The organism is Pantoea sp. T14 (genome assembly GCF_036663535.1).
Classification (GTDB): Bacteria; Pseudomonadota; Gammaproteobacteria; order Enterobacterales; family Enterobacteriaceae; genus Pantoea; species Pantoea phytostimulans.
The window spans coordinates 13474-39648 of record NZ_JAWUEB010000023.1 but is presented as its reverse complement, the minus strand read 5'-3'; the positions used below and the strand labels follow the sequence as shown (position 1 = coordinate 39648).

Genomic DNA, 26175 nt, shown 5'->3' with positions numbered 1-26175 from the left:
ACCGCCCAGAAGGCGGTTTGGATTCAACTTTATCCCGCCGATGCGGGGCGCTCTTAATAGAGACATCAGGATTCGGTGTTCTGTTCCTCATCCTGCTCTCGGCGGCCTTTCCCCACATAGTAACGTGAGAAGAATACGCCGACTTCAAACAGGCAGTACATCGGAATAGCGAGCAAAGTTTGGGAAAAAACGTCCGGCGGCGTCAGCAGCATGCCAACGACAAAGGCACCCACCAAAATATAAGGGCGTTTTTTTCTTAAATCATCTGGATTAGTGATACCAGTCCAGCAAAGCAGCACAATCGCTACCGGCACCTCAAACGCTACACCAAACGCCATAAATAACGTCATGACGAAATCGAGATAGTTGGTGATATCGGTCGCGATGGTAACGCCCTGCGGTGCCGTTTTGGCAAAAAAGCCAAAGGCCAGCGGAAACACAATGAAGTAGGCAAAAGCTACACCGATATAAAACAGCAGCGTACTGGAGAACAGCAGCGGCATGACCAGCTTGCGTTCATGACGATATAACGCTGGCGCTATAAAGGCCCAAACCTGATACAGAATCACCGGCACTGCGAAAAATACCGACACAATAATAGTCAGCTTTATCGGCGTAAAAAACGGTGATGCGACATCCGTTGCGATCATGCTAGCGCCGGCCGGCATCTGACTAATCAGCGGCGAGGCAACCAGATGATAGATATCGTTAGCAAAGTAAATCAGCGCCAGGAAGATCACCAAAACGGCGATGATACAGTTCAGCAGGCGCTTGCGCAGCTCAATCAGATGGCTGATGAGCGGTTGGGTATCTTCAACGGCCATTATCGTTCATCACTTGCAGAAGAGGTTGTTGCTGTGCTGTGGGCGGTGGCTGACTTTTCAAGTTTCACCGCTGGCGTGGCTTCGACGCTACCGGGAGCCTGGGCAGGCGCGCTGGCCTGGCCTTCCGCTGTCGCCGGCGTCACAGGATGAGAAACCTGCGCTGACTCGACAGGTTTCTGCTGCGGAGCATGAATGGTGTTCGCTTCGTCTTCCTCTTTTTCGATATCAATGCTCTGTTGATAGGAGCGCTTCATCGAATCCGCCGTTTTACGCAGCTCTTCCATTGAGTCTTTTAGCTCAGGCGAAAGCGTGCCGCGGCCCGCTTCTTCGACCTTCTTCAGGCTGTCTTGCAACTCTTGCAGTTTCAGCTCTTGCGCCAGCTCGTTTTGCACATTGGCTGCCAGCGAACGTATCGCCCTGATCCAGCCGACTACGGTTTTCACCGCAACCGGTAAACGTTGCGGGCCGAGAACAATCAGCCCGATAACGAACACCAATACCAGTTCACTAAAACCAATATCGAACACGGTTTACACCTGCTTGTCGTTCTTGGCTTCTTCTTTGTTAGCCGAGGTTTGCTGTTTGTCCGCCAGCGTTTTGGCGTTGAAGTCAGCGTCCTGCTCGTTCGGGTGATCCTTTTTATTGTCCTCATCACCCATGGCTTTTTTGAAGCCACGAATTGAGGAGCCCAAATCCGAACCCAGATTGCGTAATTTATTGGTACCGAAAAGAAGTACAACAATCACGGCAATAATTAACAATTGCCAAATACTGATACCGCCCATGGGATAGCCTCTAATATTCTGTGAAAAACTGTTGAATAATGCACCACAGAGAGCCTGTATAAATTCAGGCCTGAGCCAGCGACATTACCGCGTTTTGTGCTGGAGTGACAATCAGTTTGTCTTACGCCAGCCAATTAACCAAGAGACAATCCCCGCTGCCATTAACACGGCAGGAAAGAAGTCCCATTCCGGTCGACTCAAGAGTACCGCCGTGCCGCTTAACAACAGCGTGGCACCGACGCCAAACAGATACTTCGCCTGATGATGGCGGGTACGCTGCGCATTGAGATCGCCCACTAACTTATCGACGCTATGCCGCAAAAGCTTATGCTGACGCATGCTGTCGTAAAACAGTTCCGGCAGTTCAGGCAATTTTTCTGCCCAGAATGGCGCTTTTTCTTTCACCGCACGAATGATTGCCGGGATACCGATCTGATCCTTGATCCAGTCTTCAAGGAAAGGTTTTGCCGTCTTCCACAAATCCAGTTGCGGATAGAGCTGACGTCCAATCCCTTCTACATAGAGTAGCGTTTTTTGCAGCAAAACCAGCTGCGGCTGTACTTCCATATTGAAGCGACGTGCCGTATTAAACAGATTCAGCAGCACGTGACCAAAAGAAATCTCAGCCAGCGGCTTCTCAAAAATCGGTTCGCAGACGGTACGGATAGCAAATTCAAAATCTTCAACATTCGTATCTGGCGGAACCCAACCAGAGTCGACGTGTAATTCAGCGACCTTTTTGTAATCACGGTTAAAAAAGGCGATGAAATTTTCAGCTAAATAGCGTTTATCTTCTTTGTTAAGCGAGCCCACAATGCCGCAGTCGATGCCGATATATTGCGGATCTTCTGGATGATCGTAGCTCACGAAGATATTGCCGGGATGCATGTCTGCATGGAAAAAGCTGTCGCGAAAAACCTGAGTGAAGAACACCTGAACGCCGCGCTCGGCGAGCAATTTCATGTTCACGCCGTGTTGTTCAAGCGTCACTACATCTGAGATAGGGATGCCATAAATGCGCTCCATCACCAGCATTGTTTCGCTGCAGTAGTCTGAATAAATCTCAGGCACATACAGCATGCGGCTATCTTCAAAGTTACGACGCAGCTGAATAGCATTCGCCGCTTCACGCAGCAAATTCAATTCATCAATCAAGGTTTTTTCATAATCACGCACCACTTCAAGCGGGCGCAAACGGCGACCATCTGGCAGCAAGCGCGGCACCCAACGCGCTAAGCGATAGATCAGCTGCATATCTGCTTTGATCACAGGCAGGATGTCTGGGCGGATCACCTTGATAACGATTTTCTTACCATTGGATTTCAGCGTCGCGGTGTGAACTTGCGCTATCGAGGCCGACGCCAGCGGTTTGATATCAAAATCATCAAACCAGGTTTCAATCGGTGCACCCATCGAGGCTTCAATCTGCGCTTTCGCTTTGACGCCATCAAAAGGCGCAACACGGTCCTGCAAAATAGCCAGTTGGTCAGCAATCATTGGCGGGAATAGATCGCGACGCGTTGATAGCATCTGGCCAAATTTAATCCACACTGGCCCAAGCTGCTCCATGGCCATACGCAAACGCGCACCAATCGGCTCTTCAACGTGCTTATTGGGAATCCAGAAAACGCAGCGACGCCACAGACGAAGCGGAAGGGTAATGCGCATTTGAGGGATTAATTCATCAAGGCCGTAAGTTAAAAAAACCTTGATAATGAAATACAAGCGGCGGATCTCACCAAAACTCATTTCGCCTCCAGCTGCGCTAAACGCGCAGTGAGCGCATCAAGCGAACGTTCCATCGCGTCTACCTCTTCGGAAAACCAGGCTAACTCCAGCGCGCCGGGTGCAACGCGCCACTCTTCAGTAATCGCCTGACCTAAATAATCTTGGCGCCGTTGCACTTCGCCTTTTACAAAACGCAAAGCACGCTGTGCGCCTTGGCTAATGCCTTGGGCCGCGATATCACCGATCCAGGGTGCCAAATATTCGGCGGGATCCAGCTCAGCCAGATCCATAAGTGCAGAAAATTGCTGCACCACCTGCAAGTCGCCTTCAACCTCCAGTTCACCGCTGCGGATCAGGCTGGTGAGCTGTTGACGATCGCGCAGTTTCGGCAATGTTTTTAGCTGGGTGATCACCGTGCAATCGCTGACATCCTGCCAATCACCCAACACATCCAGCTGTTGCTCGCTGAACACCAGCACTAAAGGATTGGAAAATTCGCTCAAACGCAGCGTCAGTACTTTACCTGCCAAACGTTGGCGCGCAGCTTTCAGGCCGCGGTCGCGATACAGCACACGGTTCAGTGCACTCTCAAGTCCGGCAGTGATTAGGGGCGTTAAGGTCATCACCATAGTCGTTTAGAACTTAAATCCACGGTGCAGCGCAACGATGCCGCCGGTCATATTGGAGTAGGTGGTATTTTCAAATCCAACATCGTTCATCATCGCCTTCAGGGTTTCCTGATCGGGATGCATACGGATTGACTCGGCCAGATAGCGATAGCTTTCTGCGTCTTGTGCCACCAACTGGCCAATACGCGGCAGGATGTGGAAAGAATACGCATCGTAAGCTTTGCTTAATGGCTCAAGCATCGGCTTAGAAAACTCCAACACCAGTAAACGTCCGCCCGGCTTTAATACGCGAAACATCGACGCCAGCGCTTTCTCTTTTTCGGTCACGTTACGCAGACCAAAAGAGATGGTGATGCAGTCAAAGTAGTTATCCGGGAACGGCAGCGCTTCGGCATTTGCCTGCACGTAATTGACGTTGCCAACCACGCCGAGATTGCGCAGTTTTTCGCGACCCATTTTCAGCATGGAACTGTTGATGTCAGCCAGTACAACCTGACCCGTTTCACCAACCAAACGAGAGAACTTTGCGGTTAAATCACCGGTTCCGCCCGCCAAATCTAATACACGTTGACCACGGCGCACGCCGCTGCTGTCAATGGTAAAACGCTTCCAGATGCGATGAACGCCAAACGACATTAAGTCATTCATCACGTCATATTTTGCCGCTACGGAATGAAACACGTCCGCGACTTTGTCAGCCTTCTCGCTTTTAGCGACCGTCTGAAAGCCAAAATGGGTAGTTTCCTGCTGTGATTCATCTGCCATCGGTTTTACCTGCTCCACAAACAATTCTTCACGAAGTGTATCAGAGTCACGGAAGTCAGGCACGCAGCGCCCATGTTATTCATGGAGGCGTCTCACACGTAAGTCGCTGTCATCCGCTTCGTTTTCATCTTCTAACTCATCTTCAGCATCGCTTTCTGGCTTTGCACGTTCCACCAGCAAAGGATTGATTGAGCGCTTCACTTCAACCCCAAGGTCCCGAAAACCTTCGCTTTGCGCAATGAGATTTCCGCGCCCTTCTGCCAGCTTCTTCATCGCCTCGCGATAGCTGTTTTGCGCTTTATCCAGATTGACGCCAATCCCGCTCATGTCATCCACAAACAGCCGCATCTTGTCATACAGTTTTGCCGCACGCTCGGCGATACGCTGTGCATTGCGGCTTTGATGTTCATAACGCCACAGATTATTGATGGTACGTAGCGCCACCAGCAGCGTGGTTGGGCTAACGAGCATGATGTTCTGCTGTAGCGCTTCACTGATCAGTTCTGGCTGGCGATCAATAGCCAACAAAAAGGCTGGCTCAACCGGAATGAACATCAACACATAATCCAGCGATCGTAAACCCGGCAATTGTTGATAATCTTTGCGCCCGAGCAAGCGAATGTGTCCGCGCATTGCGCTGATATGTTCCTGAATCGCCTGCTCGCGATCAACTTCATCTTCCGCGTTGAAGTAGCGTTCATAGGCAACCAGCGTCATTTTAGCGTCAATCACCACATCCTTATCTTGCGGTAAACGAACGATCACATCCGGTTGCATCCTGCCCTGCTGTTCCGACTGAATGCTGACTTGAGTTTCATATTCGTAGCCTTCGCGCAGACCTGATGCTTCCAGCACCCGGCTCAACACCACTTCGCCCCAGTTTCCCTGGATTTTATTATCGCCTTTCAGCGCTTTAGTAAGGTTAACCGCTTCCTGCGCCATCTGGGCATTCAGCTGCTGGAGCTGACGAATTTCATGTGTGAGCGTATGGCGTTCGCGCGCCTCAAGGCCAAAACTTTCATGAACCTGACGCCGAAAACCATCCAGCTGTTCACGCAGCGGGCTAATCAGGCTGTTTAGACTTTGGCGGTTCTGTTCATCGACGCGCCGCCCGCTGTTTTCAAAAATGCGGTTAGCGAGATTTTCAAACTGGGCGCTCAGGCGCTGTTCACTGTTGGTCAGCAGACGCTGCTTCTCTTCCGTGGCGAAACGCGTCTCTTCCAGTCGGATGGTGACTTCACGCAGCTCAGCTTCCTGAGCACTATTAACTTCCAGCTGATTACGCAACTCGCGATTCAGCTGCTCGCTTTCGCTGCGCCAATAATCCAACTGTTGCAGACGCTCATTCGCCCCGCTCAACGCACCATGCAGTTGACGAAGTTCTTGCTCGCGTTGCTGAGATTGTTGTTGAAGTTGGTCGATATGCAGCTGCTGGCGCTGTTGTGCTGCTTCCAGCAAGCGACGCTCGGTAGCAAAACTGGCGAGTTGTTGACTGGCGCGCAGTTGCGCCAGTATCCAGCCAATGCCCAAGCCTGCCAGCGCCAGGCAGGCGCTGATAATGATGTGCTGATCCATGATTCCCTCGCCAGATGCGTTGCTGAGGGAAAAGGTAGAGTCGCACTGTATGAATGTCCAGACAATTCTGCCCGGCGTTAAGGCGTTATAACGCTCTGACGCTCAGCGTGCCTGCTTGCCAGTCATCAATCAGGAAAAACGGCATCGGCAGCACCCATTCTCCTTTTTTAACTTTCGCCGGATAATTCCAGGTATTGCCGCCGTAAGTGATTTCAACCTGCTGCTCTTCGCCGTCAACGCCATTGGTTTTTCCTGCCATGCTGGCAAAACCAGCGTTGCTGCCTACATGGAAACTGTCCGTTTTCCAACGTATCGGTGCATGTGCTGGCCAAGGCTGCGCCTGATAAAAATTAAAGATATCATCGTGATTGAGAATACTTTCTCGCACTGTTGGCCATAAGGCGACTTTCAGGAAGTACTGATCGGTAAAGCGTTCGCTGCCTTCATATTGTGCAATGAAGTCACGCATCGACTGTTCAACGTTGTTAAATACGCCATGACAGCCGCCCCACATTCCTGCCAGCAATAATTCGGTGTGTGAATAATAGTCACGCATATGGTGGAACCAGTATGGCGAAGCTAGCCAGGCGTTAACCGCCGCCACTTCACGTTCCGAAAGCAAGGAATCTGCGTCACGCACGATGTAGCGTTTTACCGCAGGATCATCCATCACCAGGAAACGCCAAAGCGTAGGGAAAATAGTTTTTTCATGCGACATATCTACTAACTGTACATGCCGCTGCTCAAGGCGCTGCCAGACATGTTTCGGCACGGTGTCGTCAAGATAGACTCGGCAAACCCAGCCCGGATAGAACTCTTGTGCCACCTCCACGTTTTTGATCAGCGTTTCGCAATAGCGCGGCTGACCACCATAAAGGCTAAACGAAATCACGTTTTGTTCAGGCTGGCTAAGATCGATGGGTTCGGGTTGCGGTGCAGGATAAGCGTAGCGCTGGCCTTGACTAAAACGTGCATCTGACTGATTCAGTGATTCCAGGCCATAACGCGCCACTTCTTCATTTTTACCTAACCAACCGCAGACTTCTGTCAGGCCATCCAACCAGGTTTCCGAAGCGGTGGCACGCAATGCAGCAGGTGCCTGATAGATTTTTTGGTAAATTTTGTAGGATTTATTGTATTGACCCAGACGCATCAGGCAGAGCGCATAATCGCTCAGCACTTGCATTTGATTAGGCATAAAACGCAGAACTTCTTCACAGCATTTCATCGCCTGCTGGAAATTATTCTGGCTCATCGCGACGCGGAAGCGCGCGGCGCTGTTTTCCATTTGCGCTTGCAGCGCAGCGGGATTAGGTCCAAAGGAAGGTAGACGTACAGGAATCGTATTGCGCATAAGAAAGTTCTCAGGTTCAGCTGAAATGGCGCGCATCTTAAGGGAAGCAGCAGGTTAACCTTTATAAGCCCGGTCTTGAAACCTGCTGCCGCGCGCGTTATAGCAAGCGACGCGCCGCTTCTACAACAATCTTCACCGCATCGCTTTCGGTCTGTTTCATGGTCGCCGCATCTGGAATCTCTTTCTGCGTACGATTCACGATAACGCCCGCCACCATACCGGCTCGCAGCCCTTGGCTGGCGCACATGGTTAACAGTGTAGCGGATTCCATCTCATAGTTGAGAACACCCATCTGTTGCCACTCTTTCATTGAACCTTGAAAGCGGCTGACGACGCGTCCTGAAACAGTGTCATAGCGTTCCTGACCTGGATAAAAGGTGTCGGAAGATGCCGTGATACCAATATGGGTAGCTGCGCCACACTCCTCTGCTGCCGCAACCAAGGCAGTCGTGCAGGCAAAATCCGCTACTGCGGGGAATTCCATCGGTGCAAAGTGCAGGCTGGCACCATCTAAACGCACTGATGCGGTTGTGACTAATACGTCACCTACATTAATGTGCGGTTGAATCGCGCCGGTGGTACCAACACGCAAGAAGGTGCGCACCCCAAGCTGGGCCAGCTCTTCAACCGCAATGGAAGTGGAAGGCCCGCCGATACCGGTTGAGCAAACAATCACCGGTTTACCATCCAGTTTTGCTAGCCATGAGGTAAATTCACGGTGCGAAGCCAGATGCTGCGCATCGTCCATCAGTCCGGCGATTTTCTTAACGCGCTCCGGATCGCCGGGCACAATGGCTAAAGTCGCCCCTTGCAGATCGGCTTTGGTAAGACCAAGGTGGAAAACGTCAGACTGTGTCATTTCAGACTCCTGATTAAAAGAAAGTAGCGCGCCACTTTACGTCAGCCCGCCCGATAAATATGTGATAACACTCACTTCATAAAATGAAAGTTACATTTTTTATCAGAAAACATGCGATCAATATCACACATTGAGTTTAAGTAATCCCGCACTGCTACAAGCTGTACTGTGAAGCCAGTCAGCGCAATGTTAAAGAGGTAGGTGATTTTATCTGTTGCTGACTCTGTTACCCCTTGTCTGGTCCGCGCGAAATCTGGCCAGGCTATAGTTACGTGATTGCGCTATTGCTTGCACGGAGAAAACAATGAAAACCGAAGATAATATGGCACAAAAATCAGCGGGAGGCGGCTTTGCACCTGCAGTGCAGCCGACTGCTTCTACGACCATTTTTACTGAAAGCCCCGACATTCAATTCGGCGAAACCTCAGTCCCAAGCCAGGGCGAGAACATGCCTGCTTTTTTTGCCAAACCCAAAGGTGCTGAAGGCCCATTGCCGGTCGTGCTCGTCGTGCAGGAAATTTTTGGCGTACATGAACATATTCGCGATATTTGCCGCCGTCTGGCGCTAGAGGGTTATCTGGCGGTTGCACCTGAACTCTATTTTCGCGAAGGCGACCCGAACGAGTACACCGATATTCCCACGCTATTTAAAGAACTTGTGAGCAAAGTGCCCGACACACAAGTGCTCGCCGATCTCGATCACGCGGCCAATTGGGCAGCGCGTAACGGCGGTGATATTCGCCGGATGGGCATTACCGGCTTCTGCTGGGGCGGTCGTATCAGTTGGCTTTACGCAGCACATAATCCACAGTTGCGTGCCGCCGTGGCGTGGTATGGCCGCGTAATGGGAGACAAAACCATGAAGCAGCAAAAACATCCAATTGATATTGCTGTCGATCTTTCCGCGCCGGTGCTGGGTTTATATGGCGGGCAGGATGAGAGCATCCCCCTGGAAAGCGTGGAGCAGATGCGTCAGGCGATACATGCTGCAAATGCCAAAGCTGAAATCATCGTTTATCCCGAAGCAGGCCATGCTTTTAATGCCGATTATCGACCCAGCTACCACGCAGAGTCAGCCAAAGATGGCTGGACGCGCATGCTGGCCTGGTTTAAACAATACGGTGTTGCGCCATCCGCTTAACCAATAAAAAGGGGGCGCCTGAGCGCCCCAAAGATTCAACTCAACACACCTTTACACTTTTTCACCACGCAGGTTTTTCGCTGCTGTGACCATGTTCGCCAGCGCTTGGCGCGTTTCGGTCCAGCCACGCGTTTTCAGGCCGCAATCTGGGTTCACCCACAGACGCTCTTCTGGAATACGCTTAGCCGCCTTCTGCAACAGCGCTTCTATCCATTCAACGCTTGGTACATTTGGCGAGTGAATGTCATACACGCCTGGACCAATTTCGTTCGGATATTCGAAGTCTCTAAACGACTCCAGCAGATCCATATCTGAACGTGAGGTTTCGATGGTGATCACGTCCGCATCCAGCGCCGCAATAGAATCCATGATGTCGTTGAACTCGCAATAACACATGTGGGTGTGAATCTGCGTGTCGTCTTGCGCTACGGCAGCATTCAGACGGAAAGCATCAACGGCCCATGTCAGGTATGCAGCCCAATCAGATTGATGCAGCGGCAGACCTTCGCGCAGTGCGGGTTCGTCGATCTGGATGATGCCGATGCCCGCCTTTTCCAAATCGACTACTTCATCACGCAGCGCCAGCGCAATTTGCTTAGCGATGGTTTCACGCGTCACATCTTCACGGGGAAATGACCAGCAAAGAATGGTTACGGGACCGGTCAACATGCCTTTTACCGGCTTGTCCGTCAGTGATTGCGCATACTTCGCCCACTCAACGGTGATCGCTTCAGGACGGCTTATGTCACCAATGATTACCGGTGGCTTAACGCAGCGAGAACCGTAACTTTGTACCCAACCGTTTTGTGTAAAGACGAAGCCATCAAGATGTTCACCGAAATATTCGACCATGTCGTTACGTTCAGCTTCACCGTGCACCAGTACGTCCAGACCTAAGCGCTCTTGCTCAACAATCGCCTGCTTGATGTGCCCGGCAATGCCGGTGCGATAGTGGTTGCCATCCAGACGACCCTGCTTGAAATCCAGACGCAGGCCACGAATCTCTGTGGTTTGCGGGAAAGAACCGATGGTGGTGGTTGGCCAGGCTGGAAGGTTAAAGCGTTGACGCTGTGCCTTAGCACGCTCGCCATAAGGGCTTTGTCGTTCACTATCCTGTGCGGTGATCGCTTGCAGACGTTGACCCACTGCAGCGTTGTGTACACGGCTAGAGTGAGCACGAGCACGAATCGGCGCGCTCCAGGCTTCCAGCGAGGCGGCATCATCATTATTTAATGCCTGACTCAGCAGTGAAAGCTCAGCACATTTCTGTAGGGCAAAAGCAAACCAGCTTTTCACTTCTTCATCCAGACGTGTTTCCACGCTCAGATCAATCGGACTGTGCAGCAGTGAACAGGAAGAGCCGATCCACAATTGCTCACGCTGACTCACCAGCGGTTGCAGGCGTTTAAACCAGCTACTCAGATCAGCACGCCATACGTTGCGGCCATTAATCACGCCGAGCGAAAGTAACCAGGAAGCAGGAAGTTGCTGGTTCAGTTGCTGAATGTCATCACGACCATGAACCAGGTCAACGTGCAAACCCTGTACCGGCAGTTCACGAATCACATCAAGATTCTGACTAATACTGTCGAAATAGGTCGTTAGCAGTATTTTGCTTTGGCCTTGCAGCACAGCGTAAGCCACTTTAAAAGCGTCGCGCCAGGCCTGCGGCAGTTCCAGTGATAGCGCAGGCTCATCAATTTGCACCCACTCAATACCACGCTTAGCCAGCTCATCCAGAACCTGCTTATACACCGGCAGAATATCGTCCAGCAGTGATAAACGATCAAATTGCTCGCCCTTGACTTTACCCAGCCACAAATAGGTCACCGGACCAAGCACTACGGGTTTGATTTTATGGCCCAGTGACAGCGCTTCGTCTACTTCATCCAGCAGCTGCGTCCAGGTCAGTTTGAACTGCTGACCTTGAGTGAATTCCGGCACCATATAGTGATAATTGGTGTTAAACCATTTGGTCATTTCAGCGGCTGCAGCCGGTTCGCCGGTCGGTGCACGGCCACGTCCCAAACGGAACAGCGTATCGAGATCAACTGAACCCTCTTTGTTCTGGTGACGAGCAGGCACGTTGCCCAGCAGCAAGCTGGTGGTCAAAACATGATCGTACCAAGCGAAATCGCCAACCGGTAGCAGATCCACGCCGGCATCTTTCTGTTGTTGCCAGTGACGTGCACGCAGCTCGCGGCCCACTGCCAGTAACGCTTCCTGGCTGCTGTTACCCGCCCAGTAGCTTTCCTGCGCTTTCTTCAGTTCACGACGCAGACCAACACGAGGGAAGCCGAGAGTATGGTTCAGAATGGTCATTTGCTGTTCTCCAGATATTCTTTCTCTTTGGCTTGAAGCTGGCAGCCAAAGATGTTTAGCCGTCCAGATGTTTACACCGCTATATTCTGCGGGTACTGTATGTTCCTCAAGCGCAATTTGTTCATTTCGATGTGAAGGACTCTCATGATCGAACTCAAGCACCTGCGGACGCTTCAGGCTCTGCGTAATACTGGCTCGCTGGCTGCTGCTGCTGCCCAGCTTCATCAGACGCAATCTGCGTTGTCACATCAGTTCAGCGATCTGGAACAGCGGCTGGGATTCCGCCTGTTCGTCCGTAAAAGTCAGCCGTTGCGATTTACGCCGCAGGGAGAAATTTTATTGCAGCTGGCTGAGCAGGTTCTGCCGCAAATACAGCAAGCGCTGCAAGCCTGCCATGAGCCGCATCAAACCACGCTGCGCATCGCAATTGAATGTCACAGCTGTATTCAGTGGTTAACACCTGCGCTGGATAATTTCCGCCAAAGCTGGCCGCAAGTGGTAATGGACTTCAAATCTGGCGTCACCTTTGATCCGCAACCCGCCTTGCAACAAGGCGAGCTGGACGTGGTGCTGACGTCCGATATCCTGCCGCGCTCTGGCCTGTTTTATTCACCGATGTTTGATTTTGAAGTCCGCCTTGTTCTGGCGCCGGATCACCCGCTGGCGCAGGTTGAGCATATTTCGCCAGACGATCTCGCTGACGAGGTATTAATGATCTATCCGGTGCAGCGACAACGCCTTGATATCTGGCGTAACTTCCTGCAACCCGCCGGCGTCAGCCCGGCACTGAAAAGCGTTGATAACACGTTGTTGTTGATTCAGATGGTGTCGGCGCGCATGGGCATTGCCGCCTTGCCACATTGGGTGGTTGAGAGTTTTGAGAAACAGGGATTGGTGGTAACTAAAACCTTGGGTGATGGATTATGGAGTCGGCTTTACGCCGCCGTACGTGACGGCGAGCAGCGCCAGCCGGTGCTGGAAGCCTTTATTCGTTTCGCTCGCCAGCACGCCTGTGAGCATCTGCCGTTTGTGCGCAATGCCCAGCTTCCGGGTACCGTACTGCAACGCTAATCAATCGCCACAAACCTGCGCGAGCGCGGGTAAAATCCCCTATAATGCGCAGCCTGTCGACTGACCATAAGAAGATTTCACCATGACTAACAATGATATTCTGCGCAGCGTGCGCTACATGCTCAATTTGAGCGATGCCAAAGTGGTGGCGATTTTTGCGCTGGCAGGTTGCGATGTGCCAGAAACCGATGTGCAGACGTGGTTAAAAAAAGATGACGACGCCGCGTATCGTCCCTGTCCTGACGTGTTGATGGGTTATTTCCTTAACGGGCTTATTTTCCATCGCCGTGGCAAAAGTGAAGATATGCCAGCGCCTTCCATTGAGCGCAAAATGAACAACAACATCTTTATGAAAAAACTGCGCATCGCTTTCGATTTGAAAACTACTGACATTCCTGACGTACTGAAAAAGGCTAACTTCACCGTTTCTCAAGCTGAAATTGGCGCGATCTTCCGTAAACCTGATCACAAAAACTACCGCGAGTGCGGCGATCAGATTATGCGTAATTTCCTGAAGGGACTCGCGATGATTCATCGTCCAAAGACGGGTAAACCGGCTTAAGTTCGCCTCACGCTCATTGCAAAAATATAACGGCGAAGCCCTGAGTAAAGGCTTCGCCGTTTTTACGTTGCTGCTTCGCCTTTTCGACGAAAAGCCGCCTGGCCACAATCAATAATTATGTCGGACTCTTTCCAATAACCCAGCGTTTATGCACCCATAACGAGGCAATAATTACCGCTGCCCCCGCGATAAAACTCGGCCAATGCGGCTGCTGCTGCCAAATCGCCAGATTCACCAGTAATCCAGCCGGCACATGCATATTGTTCATGATGCCCAGCGTGCCTGCATCGACCTGCGTTGCGCCATAGTTCCACATGAAATAACCCAGACCCGAGGCTGCTACGCCTAACCACACCAGAATGCTCCACTGCAGCGAAGTCGTCGGTAATTTATTCGGATTTCCCCAAATGCACCAGGCGATCGCGGCAATCAGCACCGCGCCAAGATAGAACCAGGAAAAGGCGGTGTGTTGCGGCATTGGACGCGTTTCTTGCAGGCGTTTGTAACCCACCATGCCAGCCGCAAAACAGATATTTGCCAGCTGCACCAACAGCAGACCAAACCAGAAATTTTCGCTGACTTTGTCATAACGAATAATCGCGGCACCCGCTACGGCCAATAGAGCGCTAAAGATATAGCCGATACGCAGTGGACGCTTGCTTATTACGTCATAAATCAACGTGACATAGAGCGGCGTCATCACCGTGAACAACAAAAATTCTGACACGCTGAGATAGAGATAGGCTTCGAAACTGATCAAATACATGATGCCGAGCTGCAACATGCCCACCAACATATAAAGCAACAGCGTTGAAGGACGATAACCACGCCAGCGCAGGAAGGGCAAAAACACCAATGCCGCCAAAGCCAATCGCATTAAAACTGAGAACCAGGTATCCACCTGTCCCGCCAGATATTCGCCAATCAGGCTGAATGAAAAAGCCCAAAGTATGGTGGTAACAATCAATAACAGCACGCTAACGACCCCGATATAAACGAAGTGGCCAGTGTAAACAATGTGCTTTGATAAGGTTGCGCTATTTGGTTTACAACTGAGTATTAATGGAGCAATCAAACCTTTGCTTGCTTTTTTGTGAACCCTTTACACTTCAATGAAAATCCATCACTTCATGCCCTCTCGATAAAACGCGCGTAATGATCCATTTTTTGGATTTAAACGCGCTTTACTGTCACAAAACTGTAACAAATGCGCGATTCATCACAGTAACGCTACGCAACCATTATTATTCTGTGCGCGAAATGGAACACCAGAGTAAATCTTATTTTTATAATCCACGTTGCTGGGAACGAAAACCATAATGCGCCCGGAGGGCCACTCCTATGCTGAGTATCTTTAAACCCGCGCCCCATAAGTCGCAGGTTGCTGACGAATATATCGATCCGCTTTACCGCCGCCTGCGCTGGCAAATTTTCATTGGCATCTTTTTTGGCTACGCCGCTTACTACCTGGTCAGAAAAAACTTCGCTCTCGCCATGCCTTATTTGGTAGAACAAGGATTTTCCCGTGGCGATCTGGGTTTCGCGCTTTCCGGTATTTCCATCGCGTATGGCTTTTCCAAATTCATCATGGGTTCCGTTTCGGATCGCTCGAATCCACGCGTTTTCTTACCGGCTGGATTGATTCTGGCTGCGGCTGTGATGCTGATAATGGGCTTTGTGCCTTGGGCAACGTCCAGCATCATGGTGATGTTTGTGCTGCTGTTCGTGTGTGGCTGGTTTCAGGGAATGGGCTGGCCACCGTGTGGTCGTACTATGGTGCATTGGTGGTCGCAAAAAGAGCGCGGCGGCATTGTTTCGGTGTGGAACTGCGCACATAACGTGGGCGGCGGCATTCCTCCACTGCTTTTCCTGCTCGGCATGGCTTGGTTCAATGACTGGAAAGCGGCGCTGTATATGCCTGCTTTTGGTGCGATTGCGATCGCAATTATTGCTTTTGCTTTAATGCGCGACACGCCCCAATCCTGTGGTTTACCGCCTATTGAAGAGTATAAAAACGATTATCCGGTGGATTACGACGCCAGCCATGAAGAGGAACTCACGGCTAAACAGATCTTCATGAAGTATGTTTTACCCAACAAACTGTTGTGGTACATCGCATTGGCTAACGTGTTTGTTTATCTGCTGCGTTACGGCATTCTTGACTGGTCACCGACTTACCTCAAAGAGGTCAAACATTTCAGCCTGGATAAATCTTCCTGGGCTTACTTCTTATATGAATACGCTGGCATTCCCGGCACCCTGCTGTGCGGCTGGATGTCAGATAAAGTCTTCCGTGGCAATCGTGGTGCAACCGGTGTGTTCTTCATGACATTGGTGACCATCGCTACAGTGGTTTACTGGCTAAATCCGCCAGGTAATCCCAGCATTGATATGGCTTGTATGATCGTTATCGGCTTCTTGATTTACGGCCCGGTAATGCTGATTGGCCTGCATGCGCTGGAGTTGGCACCGAAAAAAGCGGCAGGCACAGCGGCAGGTTTTACGGGTTTATTCGGCTATCTGGGCGGTTCGGTTGCAGCCAGCGCTATCGTGGGTTACACGGTGGATTATTTCGGCTGGGACGGTGGATTTTTAGTGATGATTGTCGGCTGCGTGTTAGCAGTGATTCTGCTGCTGCTGACAATGGTCAGCGAACATAAACACAAAAAACAGTTGGCCTGAGTCGACACAAAAAAGGCCGGTTAACCGGCCTTTTTCTTTCAAACGTTTATCTATGATAAAAACAGAGCGCGCAAGGTTTGCGGCACAGCGTCCTCGACATTACTGCCAATCACTTCGACTTCAGGCAAGGTATCTTTTAAACGCTGGGCAGCATTCAGCATGATGCAGCTTTTGCCCGCCATACTCAGCATTTCAACATCATTCATGCCGTCCCCAAAAGCGATGCACTCTTTCAAGGAGTAGTTGAGCAGCTTTGACACCGCTTCCAACGCATGGCCCTTGGAAACGCCGCCCGCCATCACTTCCAGGCACGTCGGCAGCGAGAAGCTAACGTTAACGCGGTCGCCCCACCGTGCTTCAATCGCCTGCTCCATGGGAATCAGATGCTCAGGATTTTCACAGGTAAAAAAGACCTTGCTGATACCGTCGGTTGGCAGCATGCCTGGCTCGTAAACCTGATAATTGAACACCGATTCGCGGAAATAATCTTGTTCTGCCGGACGCGAACGGCTAACAAACCATTCGTCGTCACGATAAACGTGCGTCAGAATTTCAGGGTGATGATATTGCAGGCCGTAAAGATCGCCCGCGATGTCCTGATCCAGATTGTGACTAAAGATCAGTTCACCATCGGCATTGTGAACACGCGCACCGTTAGACGTGATCATGTAAGCCGGGATACCCAGTTTATCGCGCATCTGACCAACATCAATGTGATGGCGGCCCGTAGCGAAAACGAAGTGAATATTGCGTGCCACCAGTTGTTGCAATGTTTCGCGGGCAAACGGTGTGATGCGATGTTCGGGAGAAAGCAGCGTGCCATCCAGGTCGGATGCAACGATGTAATACATGAAAACCTCGGGTATTTAATTCAGGTGGCTGCAGCCAGCAAGGTAAATGAAAGAGTTAGCAGTGGGCTGAAAAAAAGTCGACCACGGCGTTCAGCGCTTCGGCGCGCATTTCGTCTTTTTCAAACAAGATCTCATGCCGCGCACCTTCTATAACTAGCGGCTTATCGCCTGCGCATGGATGACCTGCAGACGCCATCGCGGCGCAGAAGAGATCCTGCGAACGGTTATCGACGACACGATCGTCGCTGGCTTGTAACAGCAGCACCGGCGTCGTGATTTTATCGGCCTGACTAATAATGTTACGTCCGGCATGAATCCCTTCGCGAACCCAATGATAGGTGGGCCCGCCGACGCGAATCGCCGGATCGTCAGCGTAAAAACGCAAATTACGGCGATAACGTTCCGCGCTGTGTGTCAGGCGGTTAATGCCAAACGGATGCGCTCGCCAGCGTCCTGTGCCTAGTGCATAACCATCGCGCAGGGTCGGGCGTTTTTCAGCCCAATCAAGAATACGGTGCGCCATCCACTCCGGTAACGGCAAGGCAATACCGAACATCGGGGCAACCAATGCCACACCGTGAAAAGCCTGCGGCTGACGCGCCAAAAACAGCGTCAAAATTGCGCCGCCCATAGAGTGCGCTAAAGCATAGCGCTGTTGATAATGGCCACCAACGATCTCTTTTAAGTAGAGCGTTTCCAAATCATCAACGTAGTGGGTAAATTCGTCCACATGTCCACGATGCGAATCTTCCAGTAAACGATCCGATCTTCCCTGACCACGATGATCGAGAATGATCACATCGAAACCGCAATGAAACAGATCGTACGCCAGCTCGGGATATTTTACGTAACTCTCGATGCGGCCCGGCACAATCAAGATAACGCGCTTATGTTGCGGCGAGGTGAAGCGCACATAGCGCAAAGTCAGGTTTTCTACCCCAATAAACTCACACTCTTCTCGGCCGTGCCAAAAATCCAGTAAAGGCCCGGTTGCAAAGGCGGCAAATGCTTTTTCACGCCGAAGCCAACTGGCTTTGTGTTGATTCATTCACCCTCCTGTTTGCCCTGAAAAAAGAGTCTGATTCGCCGCGTGTCGCCCATAGCGCCGCGCTTATTTCTGGCGTATTGTGTCACACTTCCGTCGATACAGGGAACGTAACCCATGACCATCGAATGGTGGCTGACCTATCTTCTCACCACCTCAATTCTCAGTTTATCGCCAGGTTCTGGCGCAATTAACACCATGAGCACGGGCATCAGTCACGGCTATCGCGGGACAGTTGCCTCGATAGCGGGCCTGCAGCTTGGGCTGTCGCTGCACATTGTTTTGGTGGGCGTGGGTCTCGGCGCACTGTTTTCTCAATCGCTGCTGGCGTTCGAGATGTTGAAATGGGCTGGCGCCGCTTATCTGGTTTGGCTTGGCATACAACAATGGCGCTCCGCCGGTGCCATTGATCTCAATGCGGTTTCTAAAGCCATGCCGCGACGCCGTCTGTTCAAACGTGCCGTGTTGGTGAATCTCACCAACCCGAAAAGTATTGTGTTCCTGGCCGCGCTGTTTCCGCAGTTCATTCTGCCGCATCAGCCACAGCTGGCACAATTTCTGGTGCTGGGCATCACCACAGTGGTCGTCGATATCATCGTGATGATTGGTTATGCCACCTTAGCGACACGCATTGCCGTGTGGATTAAGGGGCCAAAGCAGATGAAATTGCTGAATCGTCTATTTGGTGGGATGTTTATGGCCGTTGGTGTGTTGCTGGCCAGCGCGAGAAAGATTGCCTGATTTATCCTGCTGAATATTGCCCAGCCCGTTCGGGAGCGAACGGGCAAGCAAAGCCGTTCTTACCGCGAAATAATCAAGTGAATGCCGAATCCAGCAAACAGTACGCCTGCCATACCATCTATCCATTTCGCTAAACGCTGATACCTGCTACGCATCCACGGCATGGCAAAAATAGCCGCTACCAACGTAAACCACGCAAACGTCTCGCCGATGATCAGCAGGAATAATCCCCAGCGCTCCATCGCGCCGACATCATTACCAACAAACAGCGAGAACACGCTGCCGAAGTAGATGATCGCTTTTGGATTCGAGAGGTTAGTAAGAAAACCTTTCAGGAAGCTCATGCCTTTTTTCGGCAGCGCGACCGTCGGCTCAGAGGGCTGAGACTGCTTGTGGCGCTGGCGTGCTGAGCACATCAGCTGCCATCCCATCCACAGCAGATAAAGACCGCCGCCGACCATAATGATCTGATGCAGCCAGGCCATTTTTTCCAGAATCAGATGCAAGCCCATCAGCGCTACACCCGCCCAGATCACAATACCCAGCGTGATACCAAACACACCCATCATCGCCTCTTTACGTGAGCGACTGGCGGCAGTTTGAGAGACAAAAAAGAAATCCGGGCCAGGGCTCATCAGTGCAACCAAATGAACCAGCGCAACGGTAGCGAATAACATCAACATAATTAGCGTCCTTTACTCTTCATCAAGATGTTCTTTAATCATCACCAAAAATGGCTTACCAAAACGCTCCAGCTTGCGTTGACCTACACCGTTGATGCTTAACATCTCTGATGCGCTCACCGGCATCTGTTCTGCCATTTCAATCAGCGTTGCATCGTTGAATACCACATAAGGCGGGATGTTTTCTTCGTCGGCAATGGCTTTACGCAGCTTGCGCAATTTGGCAAACAGCTTGCGATCGTAATTGCCGCCATGAAATTTCGCTGAGCTATTGCTCTTGGGTTTGGCGGTAATCAGTCGCGGTACCGCCAGCATCAACGGTACTTCACCGCGTAATACCGGTCGCGCCGCTTCCGTCAGCTGCAAAGCGGAATGCATAGCAATGTTTTGCGTCACAAATCCCAAATGGATGAGCTGACGCAGCACGCTGACCCAATGCTCATGGCTGTGATCTTTGCCGAGTCCATAAACCGGTAATTTATCGTGGCCCTGTTCGCGAATACGTAGATTGTTTGCCCCACGCAGCACTTCGACAATGTAACCCATGCCGAAACGCTGACCGACACGATAAATACCTGACAACGCTTTTTGCGCCTCAACTAAACCGTCATACCGCTTAGGAGGATCAAGGCAGATATCGCAGTTGCCGCACGGCTGCTGGCGACCCTCGCCAAAGTAATTAAGCAGCACCAGACGGCGACAGGTTTGTGCTTCTGCAAACGCATTCATCGCATTCAGCTTGTGCCTTTCAATGTCCTGCAATGGACCGGGTACTTTCTCTTCCAGACATTTACGTAGCCATGCCATATCAGCCGGGTCGTACAGCATCATCGCTTCTGCCGGCAACCCATCACGCCCGGCGCGACCGGTTTCCTGATAATAGGATTCGATATTGCGCGGAATATCGAAGTGCACCACAAAACGTACGTTGGGCTTGTTGATTCCCATACCAAACGCCACCGTGGCGACCACTATTTGTAAGTCGTCACGTTGGAACGCTTCCTGCACGCGAGCGCGCTGTTCACTGTCGATGCCTGCGTGATAGGCACCTGCGCTCAGGCCACGGCTCTGCAAACGCGCAGCGGTGTCTTCAACCTTTGCTCGGCTGTTGCAGTAAATGATGCCGCACTTGCCTCGCTGATCCTGGACGTAACGCAACAGCTGCTCGGTGGGTTTGAATTTTTCCACCAGCGTGTAGCGAATATTGGGACGATCAAAGCTGCTGATCTGGATAAGCGGATCGTGCATGTGCAGCAGGTTAATGATGTCATTACGCGTGGTTTCGTCGGCGGTAGCGGTCAAGGCCATTACCGGCAAATCGGGAAAGCGCTGACGCATTTTTCCCAATGCACCATATTCCGGGCGGAAATCGTGGCCCCATTGCGAAATACAGTGTGCTTCGTCAACAGCCAACATTGCTGGCTGCCAGTGCGCCAGACTGTCGAGGAAGTTATCCATCATCAGGCGCTCTGGTGCGATATAGAGCAGCTTAATGCGGCCAGTACGGCAATCTGCCATTACCGCTTGCTGCTGCTCACGCGTCATCGTCGAATTCAGGCAAGCCGCCGCCACACCGTTTGCCAGCAGCTGATCCACCTGATCTTTCATCAGTGAAATCAGCGGCGACACCACCAGCGTCAGCCCTTCCTGCACCAGCGCGGGGATCTGATAACACAGCGATTTACCGCCGCCAGTAGGCATCACCACCAGACAATCTCGCCCGTTCAGCGCTTCATTAATAATGCTTTGCTGACCGGGACGAAACTGCTGGTAGCCGAAAGTATCTTGTAATACTTGCTGTGCCAGCGCTTCCTGATTAAGAACTGCCGAGGTTGCCACGCTATTCCTGCTTTAAGTCGTTGGTCAGAAGAGGTCGTTCAGCGTCACGCCGACACCAATACGCGTCTGGCGATGATCGTAGTCGATCAGCGATTCACCATAACCGCTAAATAATTGGGTGTAAAAACGCACGTGTTCCGTGATGGGATAACTCCAACCCAACTGCGCGCCACCGAAGCCGGAGTTCCAGTTGTAGTTACCTTCCATACTGAAAATACTGTCGCCCATCATATAGCCGAGTTTGAGACGGTAATAGCCCATATATTTGGTGATATCGGGATTATCATCGCGGCTGCTGCTTTCCGGTAAACGGTACCACGGCTTCACTTCGGCGAGGAAGTTGCCGTTTTGTGCCATCAGGCGGGCATACAGACGGTTCCAGCTACGCGAAGTGGGATCGCTGCGACCATTCGATTGATGGTTAAAGCCCATTTCAACATCACGTAACGTCCAGCCTGCGAACGAGTAATCGGTCGCCCAGCCAAGGAAAATTTGCGGTTCGTAGTTGGTTTCACGAAACGGAGCAGACTGGCTTTGGTTCGACAGCTGCCACCATGAACGTTGTGTATAAGATGCACCCAGCACCGAGTTGTCACCCAAAATCCCGCGCCACAGCGGAAAGGCCAGGCTGAGCTGGAACTTCACTTCATCTTTACGCGCTTCTTTGGCCCAATTGTAAGAGGAGATCGCCTCTTTATTGATATCACTGGTATAGGTATAGAGTAGATAGTTGCTCTCATACGGATACAGCACAAACGGGTTATCATGTTTTTCCAACATGTTCGCAATAATGCTGCCGCGAACCTGCGGTACGTCATGGATCTCTTTAACCGTGGCTTCTTCTGCTTGCGCCAAAGTAGGAAGTAACAACGTTGCCGCCAACAAGGCGCGATGCTTACGCATAAAATTCTCCGGTGAAACGCTGCGTATTTGAAAAGAGCGGTGTGGGTGTCTTAAAAAGCAGGCCATTCTACACGCAAATGGCGCTTAATATGAGCGCTGATTTCCTAAACTGGAAAGCCTCTCGCTAGCGGCATAGAATACACATCTCATTAACATTTGGGCGCCACGTTAGCGTTATTTTTCAGGAAAAAAACCATGTCATCAGTACTGCTGACTCAGCAGGAAGCGCGCCGTCTTATCGGCGAAATTTTTGTTTATCATATGCCCTTTAACCAAGCGTTAGGACTTGAGCTGGAACGACTGGAGCCAGATTATGCGGAGCTGAGTTTCGCTAATAAAACCATGCTGGTGGGTAACGCTGCTCAGGCAATTTTGCATGGCGGCGTTATCGCTTCAGTGCTGGACGTTGCAGCAGGCATGGTTTGTGTGAGCAATGCTCTGACTCGTCAGGAAAGTATCAGCGAAGATGAGTTGCGTCAGCGTCTGTCGCGCATGGGAACCATTGATATGCGCGTAGATTATTTACGGCCTGGGCGCGGTGAGCGATTTACCGCCACCAGCAGCCTGTTGCGCGCCGGTAATAAAGTGGCGGTCGCACGCGTTGAGCTGCATAACCAGCAAGGCGATTACATCGCCACGGCAACCGCGACCTATTTGATTGGATAACTTATACGACGTGCAAGCGTCGCCGTTTTTTGGATAGTCGTTTTCGGAAGGTCTATGGATACGCAACAAACGCGCCAGGGCATTGGCTTTGCTCTTGGCGCTTATTTTATTTGGGGCATCGCACCCGCCTATTTCAAACTGGTAAAAGAAGTCCCACCGACTGAAATCATGACGCATCGGGTGATCTGGTCTGCACTGTTTATGTTGCTTTTGATCACCCTAAGCCGCAGTTGGGGAGTCGTTCGCGGTGTATTACGTCAGCCCAAAACAGTGCTGATTTTAGCGGCCACCGCGCTGACTATCGGCGGCAACTGGCTGCTGTTCATCTGGGCGGTAAATAATCAGCACATGCTGGAAGCCAGCCTTGGCTACTTTATTAATCCGCTGATCAACGTGGTATTCGGCATGCTGTTTCTGCGCGAGCGCTTCCGTCGTCTGCAATGGCTGGCGGTATTTCTGGCGACGCTGGGTGTTGTCGTGCAGCTGTGGCAGTTTGGATCGCTGCCCATTATCGCGCTGGGCCTGGCCTTGAGCTTCTCTTTTTACGGTCTGGTGCGTAAAAAGATTCAGGTTGATGCGCAGAGCGGAATGTTGATCGAAACGCTGTGGCTGTTTCCGCTGGCGGCAATTTACCTGTTTGGTTTTGCCGACAGCAGCACCAGCCATTTGGGCGCGAACCCAATGAGCTTGAATATAAAGCTGATTGCAGCCGGTATTATTACTACCATTCCGCTGATGCTGTTCGCCGCCGCGTGTAGTCGCCTGCGCCTTTCCACCGTCGGCTTTTTCCAGTATCTCGGTCCAACGCTGATGTTTTTACTGGCGGTGCTTTTTTATGGTGAAACCATCACGCCAGATAAAATGGTGACTTTTGGTTTCATCTGGCTGGCACTGCTGGTGTTTGTCTACGATGCGGTTTCCACCTCAATTCGCGCTCGCTCGCGTGTGGGCGTAGCGTGAAATAAAGCGGGCTAATGCTGGGCCGGTCAGCAAAATGGTGAACAAGCGCAGCGTTTGTAACGCCATCACAAAAGCAATATCGACCCGGCTACCCGCCGCGATGATCGCCACCGTATCAAGCCCGCCGGGGCTGGTGGCGAGATAGGCTGTCATCAAATCAATGTGTAATACCCGCGTGAGCATCCAGGCTAAACCGCCACACAACAGCATCAGCCCGATGATTGAGATGATCATTTGCGGCAAAGTCCGTAGCGCCAATAAAAACACCGGTCGGGTAAAGCGCAGGCCGACGCTCCAGCCAATTAACGCATACGCCAGCGCCAGTAGCCATTCAGGCACCTGCAACAGCGCGACACCGGTTGAGTGCAGAGCGGCACCGACCAACGCAGGCAGAAGCAGCGCACCAGAAGGAATACGCAGCCGGGTGCCGAGCCATGCGCCAGCAAACATCACGCCGAGCGTGACCCAAAACCCCTGATTCAGCGGCGGGAACCAGAGCAGCTCAACACTGTGCGCGGTATCACCCAGCCCTATACGCGCCACAATCGCCGCCGCCGTGGCGACAAAAAGTACGCGTAAATATTGCATGAAAGCCACCAGACGGACGTCCGCGCCAAAATCCCCCGCCATTGCGACCATCGCAGAAGCGCCACCGGGCGACGATCCCCATGCACCCGTTGGTCCGGGTAAATGGCTAAAACGCACCAGCAGAAAACCAGATAAACCGCTAGCGGCCAGCGTCAACACCAATACCGCTAACACGATCGGCCAGTCTTGCAGCAGCGGCGTCAGGATGGATGGCGACAGGCTTTGCGCAATCATGCAGCCTAATACTGCCTGCGCCAGCAGGAAAAAACGCTTATTGATACGTAGCGTTGCGCCTGACAATCCCATTACCACGCCGACAATCATCGGCCCAAGCAACAGCGCGGCAGGAACATGAAAATAGTGGAACAGCGCACCCAATAAAATTGACGCGAACAGCAGCAAAGTCCATTGCGCGCGCAACGAGAGAGAATCCATAAGGGAGAAATGTATTGAGGAAACGAGGATTTAGATTACGCAGAATTGCCAGCGGGAGCCAGTAAAACGGGCCGTAATAAACGGCCCGTAACAAAGATTACAACCAGTTTTTACGTTTGAAATAGAGATAAGGCGCCAGCCCCGCAAGGATCATCAGGCCAATTGCTGCCGGATAACCAAAGCTCCATTTCAGCTCAGGCATGAATTCGAAGTTCATGCCGTAGCTTGATGCCACCAGCGTCGGCGGCAGGAAGACCACGGAAACCACCGAGAAGATCTTGATGATGCGGTTCTGTTCAATGTTGATAAAACCCATTGCCGCCTGCATCAGGAAGTTCACTTTCTGGAACAGCGATTCATTATGTGGCAACAGTGATTCGATATCGCGCAGGATTTCACGCGCCTGCTCCAGCTGATTGCCCGGTAAACGCGCCTTGCGCACCAGGAAGTTGAGCGCACGCTGGGTATCCATCAAACACAAACGCACTTTCCAGCCGATATCTTCCAGCTCTGCCAAACGCGACAGCGCCTGATCGTACTCTTCGCCCTGCTGACCTTCCATGATCACCCGGCTCAGTTTTTCCAGCGCGCTGTAGATGTTTTCGATTTCATCCGCCAGCTGTTCGATTTTGGTTTCAAACAGATCGAGCAGCAGTTCAAAGGCGTTGCCGTCGATCAGCGTTTGATTACGGGCGCGCATGCGATAGAGGCGAAACGCCGGCAGTTCGCGCTCACGCAGCGTATAAAGACGGCCTTCACGAATGGTAAACGCCACAGTGGAGTTACCAGCGTGATCTTCTGCATCTTCATAAAAGAAGAAGGAGTGAATATGCAGGCCATCTTCATCTTCGAAGAAACGCGCAGAGGCTTCGATATCTTCCAGTTCAGGACGCGTCGCCAGACTTTGGCCTAACTCAGTTTGTACCCGCTCACGCTCGCCCTCTTCCGGTTCGATCAAATCGACCCAGACTGAAGAAGTGAGTTGGTGCGTTTCGTCTTCCAGTTCAAGACGCGTCAGGCGGCTGTGATCAAGTTTAAATGCGCTCAGCATAGCAATACTCCCCATTGCAGACTTAATGGGACAAGCCAGTACGCCGTTCTACAAAGCAGAACGGGCACGGCTAACACCTGAACACGGAAACTCACGTTTCAAGGGTAAATCAGTGC

Annotated in this window: 25 protein-coding genes; 7 read left to right on the top strand and 18 right to left on the bottom strand. The window is 51.6% G+C overall.

What is annotated here, in order from left to right; translation table 11 throughout:
- Nucleotides 1-65: 65 nt before the first annotated feature.
- The 9 genes from tatC to udp form a co-directional block, all read right to left on the bottom strand.
- Nucleotides 66-824 (bottom strand): Sec-independent protein translocase subunit TatC, encoded by a 759-nt coding sequence (gene tatC, locus SC127_RS11185; protein WP_243079696.1) that lies wholly within the window; start codon nucleotides 822-824, stop codon nucleotides 66-68.
- A complete protein-coding gene (tatB, locus tag SC127_RS11180) occupies nucleotides 824-1351 on the bottom strand; it encodes a Sec-independent protein translocase protein TatB (protein WP_215847962.1) in 528 nt (175 codons plus the stop codon). The genes tatC and tatB overlap by 1 nt, the downstream gene beginning before the upstream one ends.
- Nucleotides 1352-1354: 3 nt before the next feature.
- Nucleotides 1355-1609 carry a Sec-independent protein translocase subunit TatA gene (tatA, locus tag SC127_RS11175; RefSeq protein ID WP_215847963.1) on the bottom strand — a complete coding sequence of 85 codons (255 nt, stop codon included), beginning with the start codon at nucleotides 1607-1609 and terminating at the stop codon, nucleotides 1355-1357.
- Nucleotides 1610-1720: 111 nt separating this feature from the next.
- Nucleotides 1721-3358 (bottom strand): ubiquinone biosynthesis regulatory protein kinase UbiB, encoded by a 1638-nt coding sequence (gene ubiB / locus SC127_RS11170; RefSeq protein ID WP_332626465.1) that lies wholly within the window; start codon nucleotides 3356-3358, stop codon nucleotides 1721-1723.
- Entirely contained in the window at nucleotides 3355-3960 is a 606-nt protein-coding gene (gene ubiJ, locus SC127_RS11165; RefSeq protein WP_243079698.1) for a ubiquinone biosynthesis protein UbiJ, read from the bottom strand. The genes ubiB and ubiJ overlap by 4 nt, the downstream gene beginning before the upstream one ends.
- A 12-nt stretch (nucleotides 3961-3972) precedes the next feature.
- Nucleotides 3973-4731, bottom strand: coding sequence for a bifunctional demethylmenaquinone methyltransferase/2-methoxy-6-polyprenyl-1,4-benzoquinol methylase UbiE (gene ubiE, locus SC127_RS11160; protein WP_215847965.1), 759 nt, complete (start codon nucleotides 4729-4731; stop codon nucleotides 3973-3975).
- A gap of 75 nt (nucleotides 4732-4806) precedes the next feature.
- Entirely contained in the window at nucleotides 4807-6306 is a 1500-nt protein-coding gene (gene rmuC / locus SC127_RS11155) for a DNA recombination protein RmuC (RefSeq protein WP_215847966.1), read from the bottom strand.
- 85 nt (nucleotides 6307-6391) lie between these two features.
- The gene (locus tag SC127_RS11150; protein ID WP_332626462.1) at nucleotides 6392-7660 is read right to left on the bottom strand and encodes a tetratricopeptide repeat protein; all 1269 of its coding nucleotides are present in this window, start codon (nucleotides 7658-7660) and stop codon (nucleotides 6392-6394) included.
- A 97-nt stretch (nucleotides 7661-7757) separates the two neighbouring features.
- Complete coding sequence (gene udp / locus SC127_RS11145) at nucleotides 7758-8519, bottom strand: uridine phosphorylase (protein ID WP_215847968.1); 762 nt, start codon at nucleotides 8517-8519, stop codon at nucleotides 7758-7760.
- A 304-nt stretch (nucleotides 8520-8823) separates the two neighbouring features.
- On the opposite strand from udp, the gene SC127_RS11140 reads away from it, so the two are divergent.
- Complete coding sequence (locus tag SC127_RS11140; RefSeq protein ID WP_332626458.1) at nucleotides 8824-9660, top strand: dienelactone hydrolase family protein; 837 nt, start codon at nucleotides 8824-8826, stop codon at nucleotides 9658-9660.
- A 51-nt stretch (nucleotides 9661-9711) separates the two neighbouring features.
- Here the strand turns inward: SC127_RS11140 and metE are convergent, their stop codons facing one another.
- A complete protein-coding gene (metE, locus tag SC127_RS11135; RefSeq protein ID WP_243079703.1) occupies nucleotides 9712-11982 on the bottom strand; it encodes a 5-methyltetrahydropteroyltriglutamate--homocysteine S-methyltransferase in 2271 nt (756 codons plus the stop codon).
- Nucleotides 11983-12126: 144 nt separating this feature from the next.
- On the opposite strand from metE, the gene metR reads away from it, so the two are divergent.
- Together metR and SC127_RS11125 are read left to right on the top strand one after the other, a co-directional pair.
- Nucleotides 12127-13053: an HTH-type transcriptional regulator MetR gene (gene metR, locus SC127_RS11130; protein ID WP_215847969.1), complete on the top strand. Its 927-nt coding sequence runs from the start codon at nucleotides 12127-12129 to the stop codon at nucleotides 13051-13053.
- Nucleotides 13054-13135: 82 nt separating this feature from the next.
- On the top strand, nucleotides 13136-13615 hold the full coding sequence (locus tag SC127_RS11125; protein ID WP_332626455.1) for a DUF1456 family protein: 480 nt from the start codon (nucleotides 13136-13138) through the stop codon (nucleotides 13613-13615).
- Nucleotides 13616-13730: 115 nt separating this feature from the next.
- On the opposite strand, the gene SC127_RS11120 is transcribed toward SC127_RS11125, so the two are convergent.
- A complete protein-coding gene (locus SC127_RS11120) occupies nucleotides 13731-14591 on the bottom strand; it encodes a carboxylate/amino acid/amine transporter (RefSeq protein WP_215847970.1) in 861 nt (286 codons plus the stop codon).
- A gap of 365 nt (nucleotides 14592-14956) precedes the next feature.
- On the opposite strand from SC127_RS11120, the gene glpT reads away from it, so the two are divergent.
- Complete coding sequence (gene glpT, locus SC127_RS11115; protein WP_332626453.1) at nucleotides 14957-16297, top strand: glycerol-3-phosphate transporter; 1341 nt, start codon at nucleotides 14957-14959, stop codon at nucleotides 16295-16297.
- Nucleotides 16298-16347: 50 nt separating this feature from the next.
- Here the strand turns inward: glpT and yigL are convergent, their stop codons facing one another.
- Both yigL and pldB read right to left on the bottom strand, forming a co-directional pair.
- Entirely contained in the window at nucleotides 16348-17148 is an 801-nt protein-coding gene (gene yigL, locus SC127_RS11110) for a sugar/pyridoxal phosphate phosphatase YigL (RefSeq protein ID WP_243079706.1), read from the bottom strand.
- Nucleotides 17149-17203: 55 nt separating this feature from the next.
- Entirely contained in the window at nucleotides 17204-18196 is a 993-nt protein-coding gene (gene pldB / locus SC127_RS11105) for a lysophospholipase L2 (protein ID WP_243079707.1), read from the bottom strand.
- Nucleotides 18197-18310: 114 nt separating this feature from the next.
- On the opposite strand from pldB, the gene rhtB reads away from it, so the two are divergent.
- Nucleotides 18311-18934: a homoserine/homoserine lactone efflux protein gene (gene rhtB / locus SC127_RS11100; RefSeq protein ID WP_215847973.1), complete on the top strand. Its 624-nt coding sequence runs from the start codon at nucleotides 18311-18313 to the stop codon at nucleotides 18932-18934.
- A 59-nt stretch (nucleotides 18935-18993) separates the two neighbouring features.
- Here rhtB and rhtC read toward each other — a convergent pair whose 3' ends face one another.
- From rhtC to pldA, 3 genes are read right to left on the bottom strand one after another with little or no spacing between them, the layout of a single operon-like run.
- On the bottom strand, nucleotides 18994-19617 hold the full coding sequence (gene rhtC / locus SC127_RS11095) for a threonine export protein RhtC (RefSeq protein WP_332626450.1): 624 nt from the start codon (nucleotides 19615-19617) through the stop codon (nucleotides 18994-18996).
- A gap of 12 nt (nucleotides 19618-19629) precedes the next feature.
- Nucleotides 19630-21456, bottom strand: coding sequence for an ATP-dependent DNA helicase RecQ (gene recQ / locus SC127_RS11090; RefSeq protein ID WP_215847974.1), 1827 nt, complete (start codon nucleotides 21454-21456; stop codon nucleotides 19630-19632).
- A gap of 24 nt (nucleotides 21457-21480) precedes the next feature.
- Entirely contained in the window at nucleotides 21481-22359 is an 879-nt protein-coding gene (gene pldA, locus SC127_RS11085) for a phospholipase A (protein ID WP_215847975.1), read from the bottom strand.
- A 195-nt stretch (nucleotides 22360-22554) separates the two neighbouring features.
- On the opposite strand from pldA, the gene SC127_RS11080 reads away from it, so the two are divergent.
- Together SC127_RS11080 and rarD are read left to right on the top strand one after the other, a co-directional pair.
- Complete coding sequence (locus tag SC127_RS11080) at nucleotides 22555-23025, top strand: thioesterase family protein (protein WP_215847976.1); 471 nt, start codon at nucleotides 22555-22557, stop codon at nucleotides 23023-23025.
- Between the two features lie 54 nt (nucleotides 23026-23079).
- A complete protein-coding gene (rarD, locus tag SC127_RS11075) occupies nucleotides 23080-23985 on the top strand; it encodes an EamA family transporter RarD (RefSeq protein WP_332626446.1) in 906 nt (301 codons plus the stop codon).
- Here the strand turns inward: rarD and SC127_RS11070 are convergent.
- Together SC127_RS11070 and corA are read right to left on the bottom strand one after the other, a co-directional pair.
- Entirely contained in the window at nucleotides 23950-25008 is a 1059-nt protein-coding gene (locus tag SC127_RS11070; RefSeq protein ID WP_243079710.1) for an AbrB family transcriptional regulator, read from the bottom strand. The genes rarD and SC127_RS11070 overlap by 36 nt on opposite strands.
- A 97-nt stretch (nucleotides 25009-25105) precedes the next feature.
- On the bottom strand, nucleotides 25106-26059 hold the full coding sequence (gene corA / locus SC127_RS11065; RefSeq protein WP_215847978.1) for a magnesium/cobalt transporter CorA: 954 nt from the start codon (nucleotides 26057-26059) through the stop codon (nucleotides 25106-25108).
- Nucleotides 26060-26175: the final 116 nt, after the last annotated feature.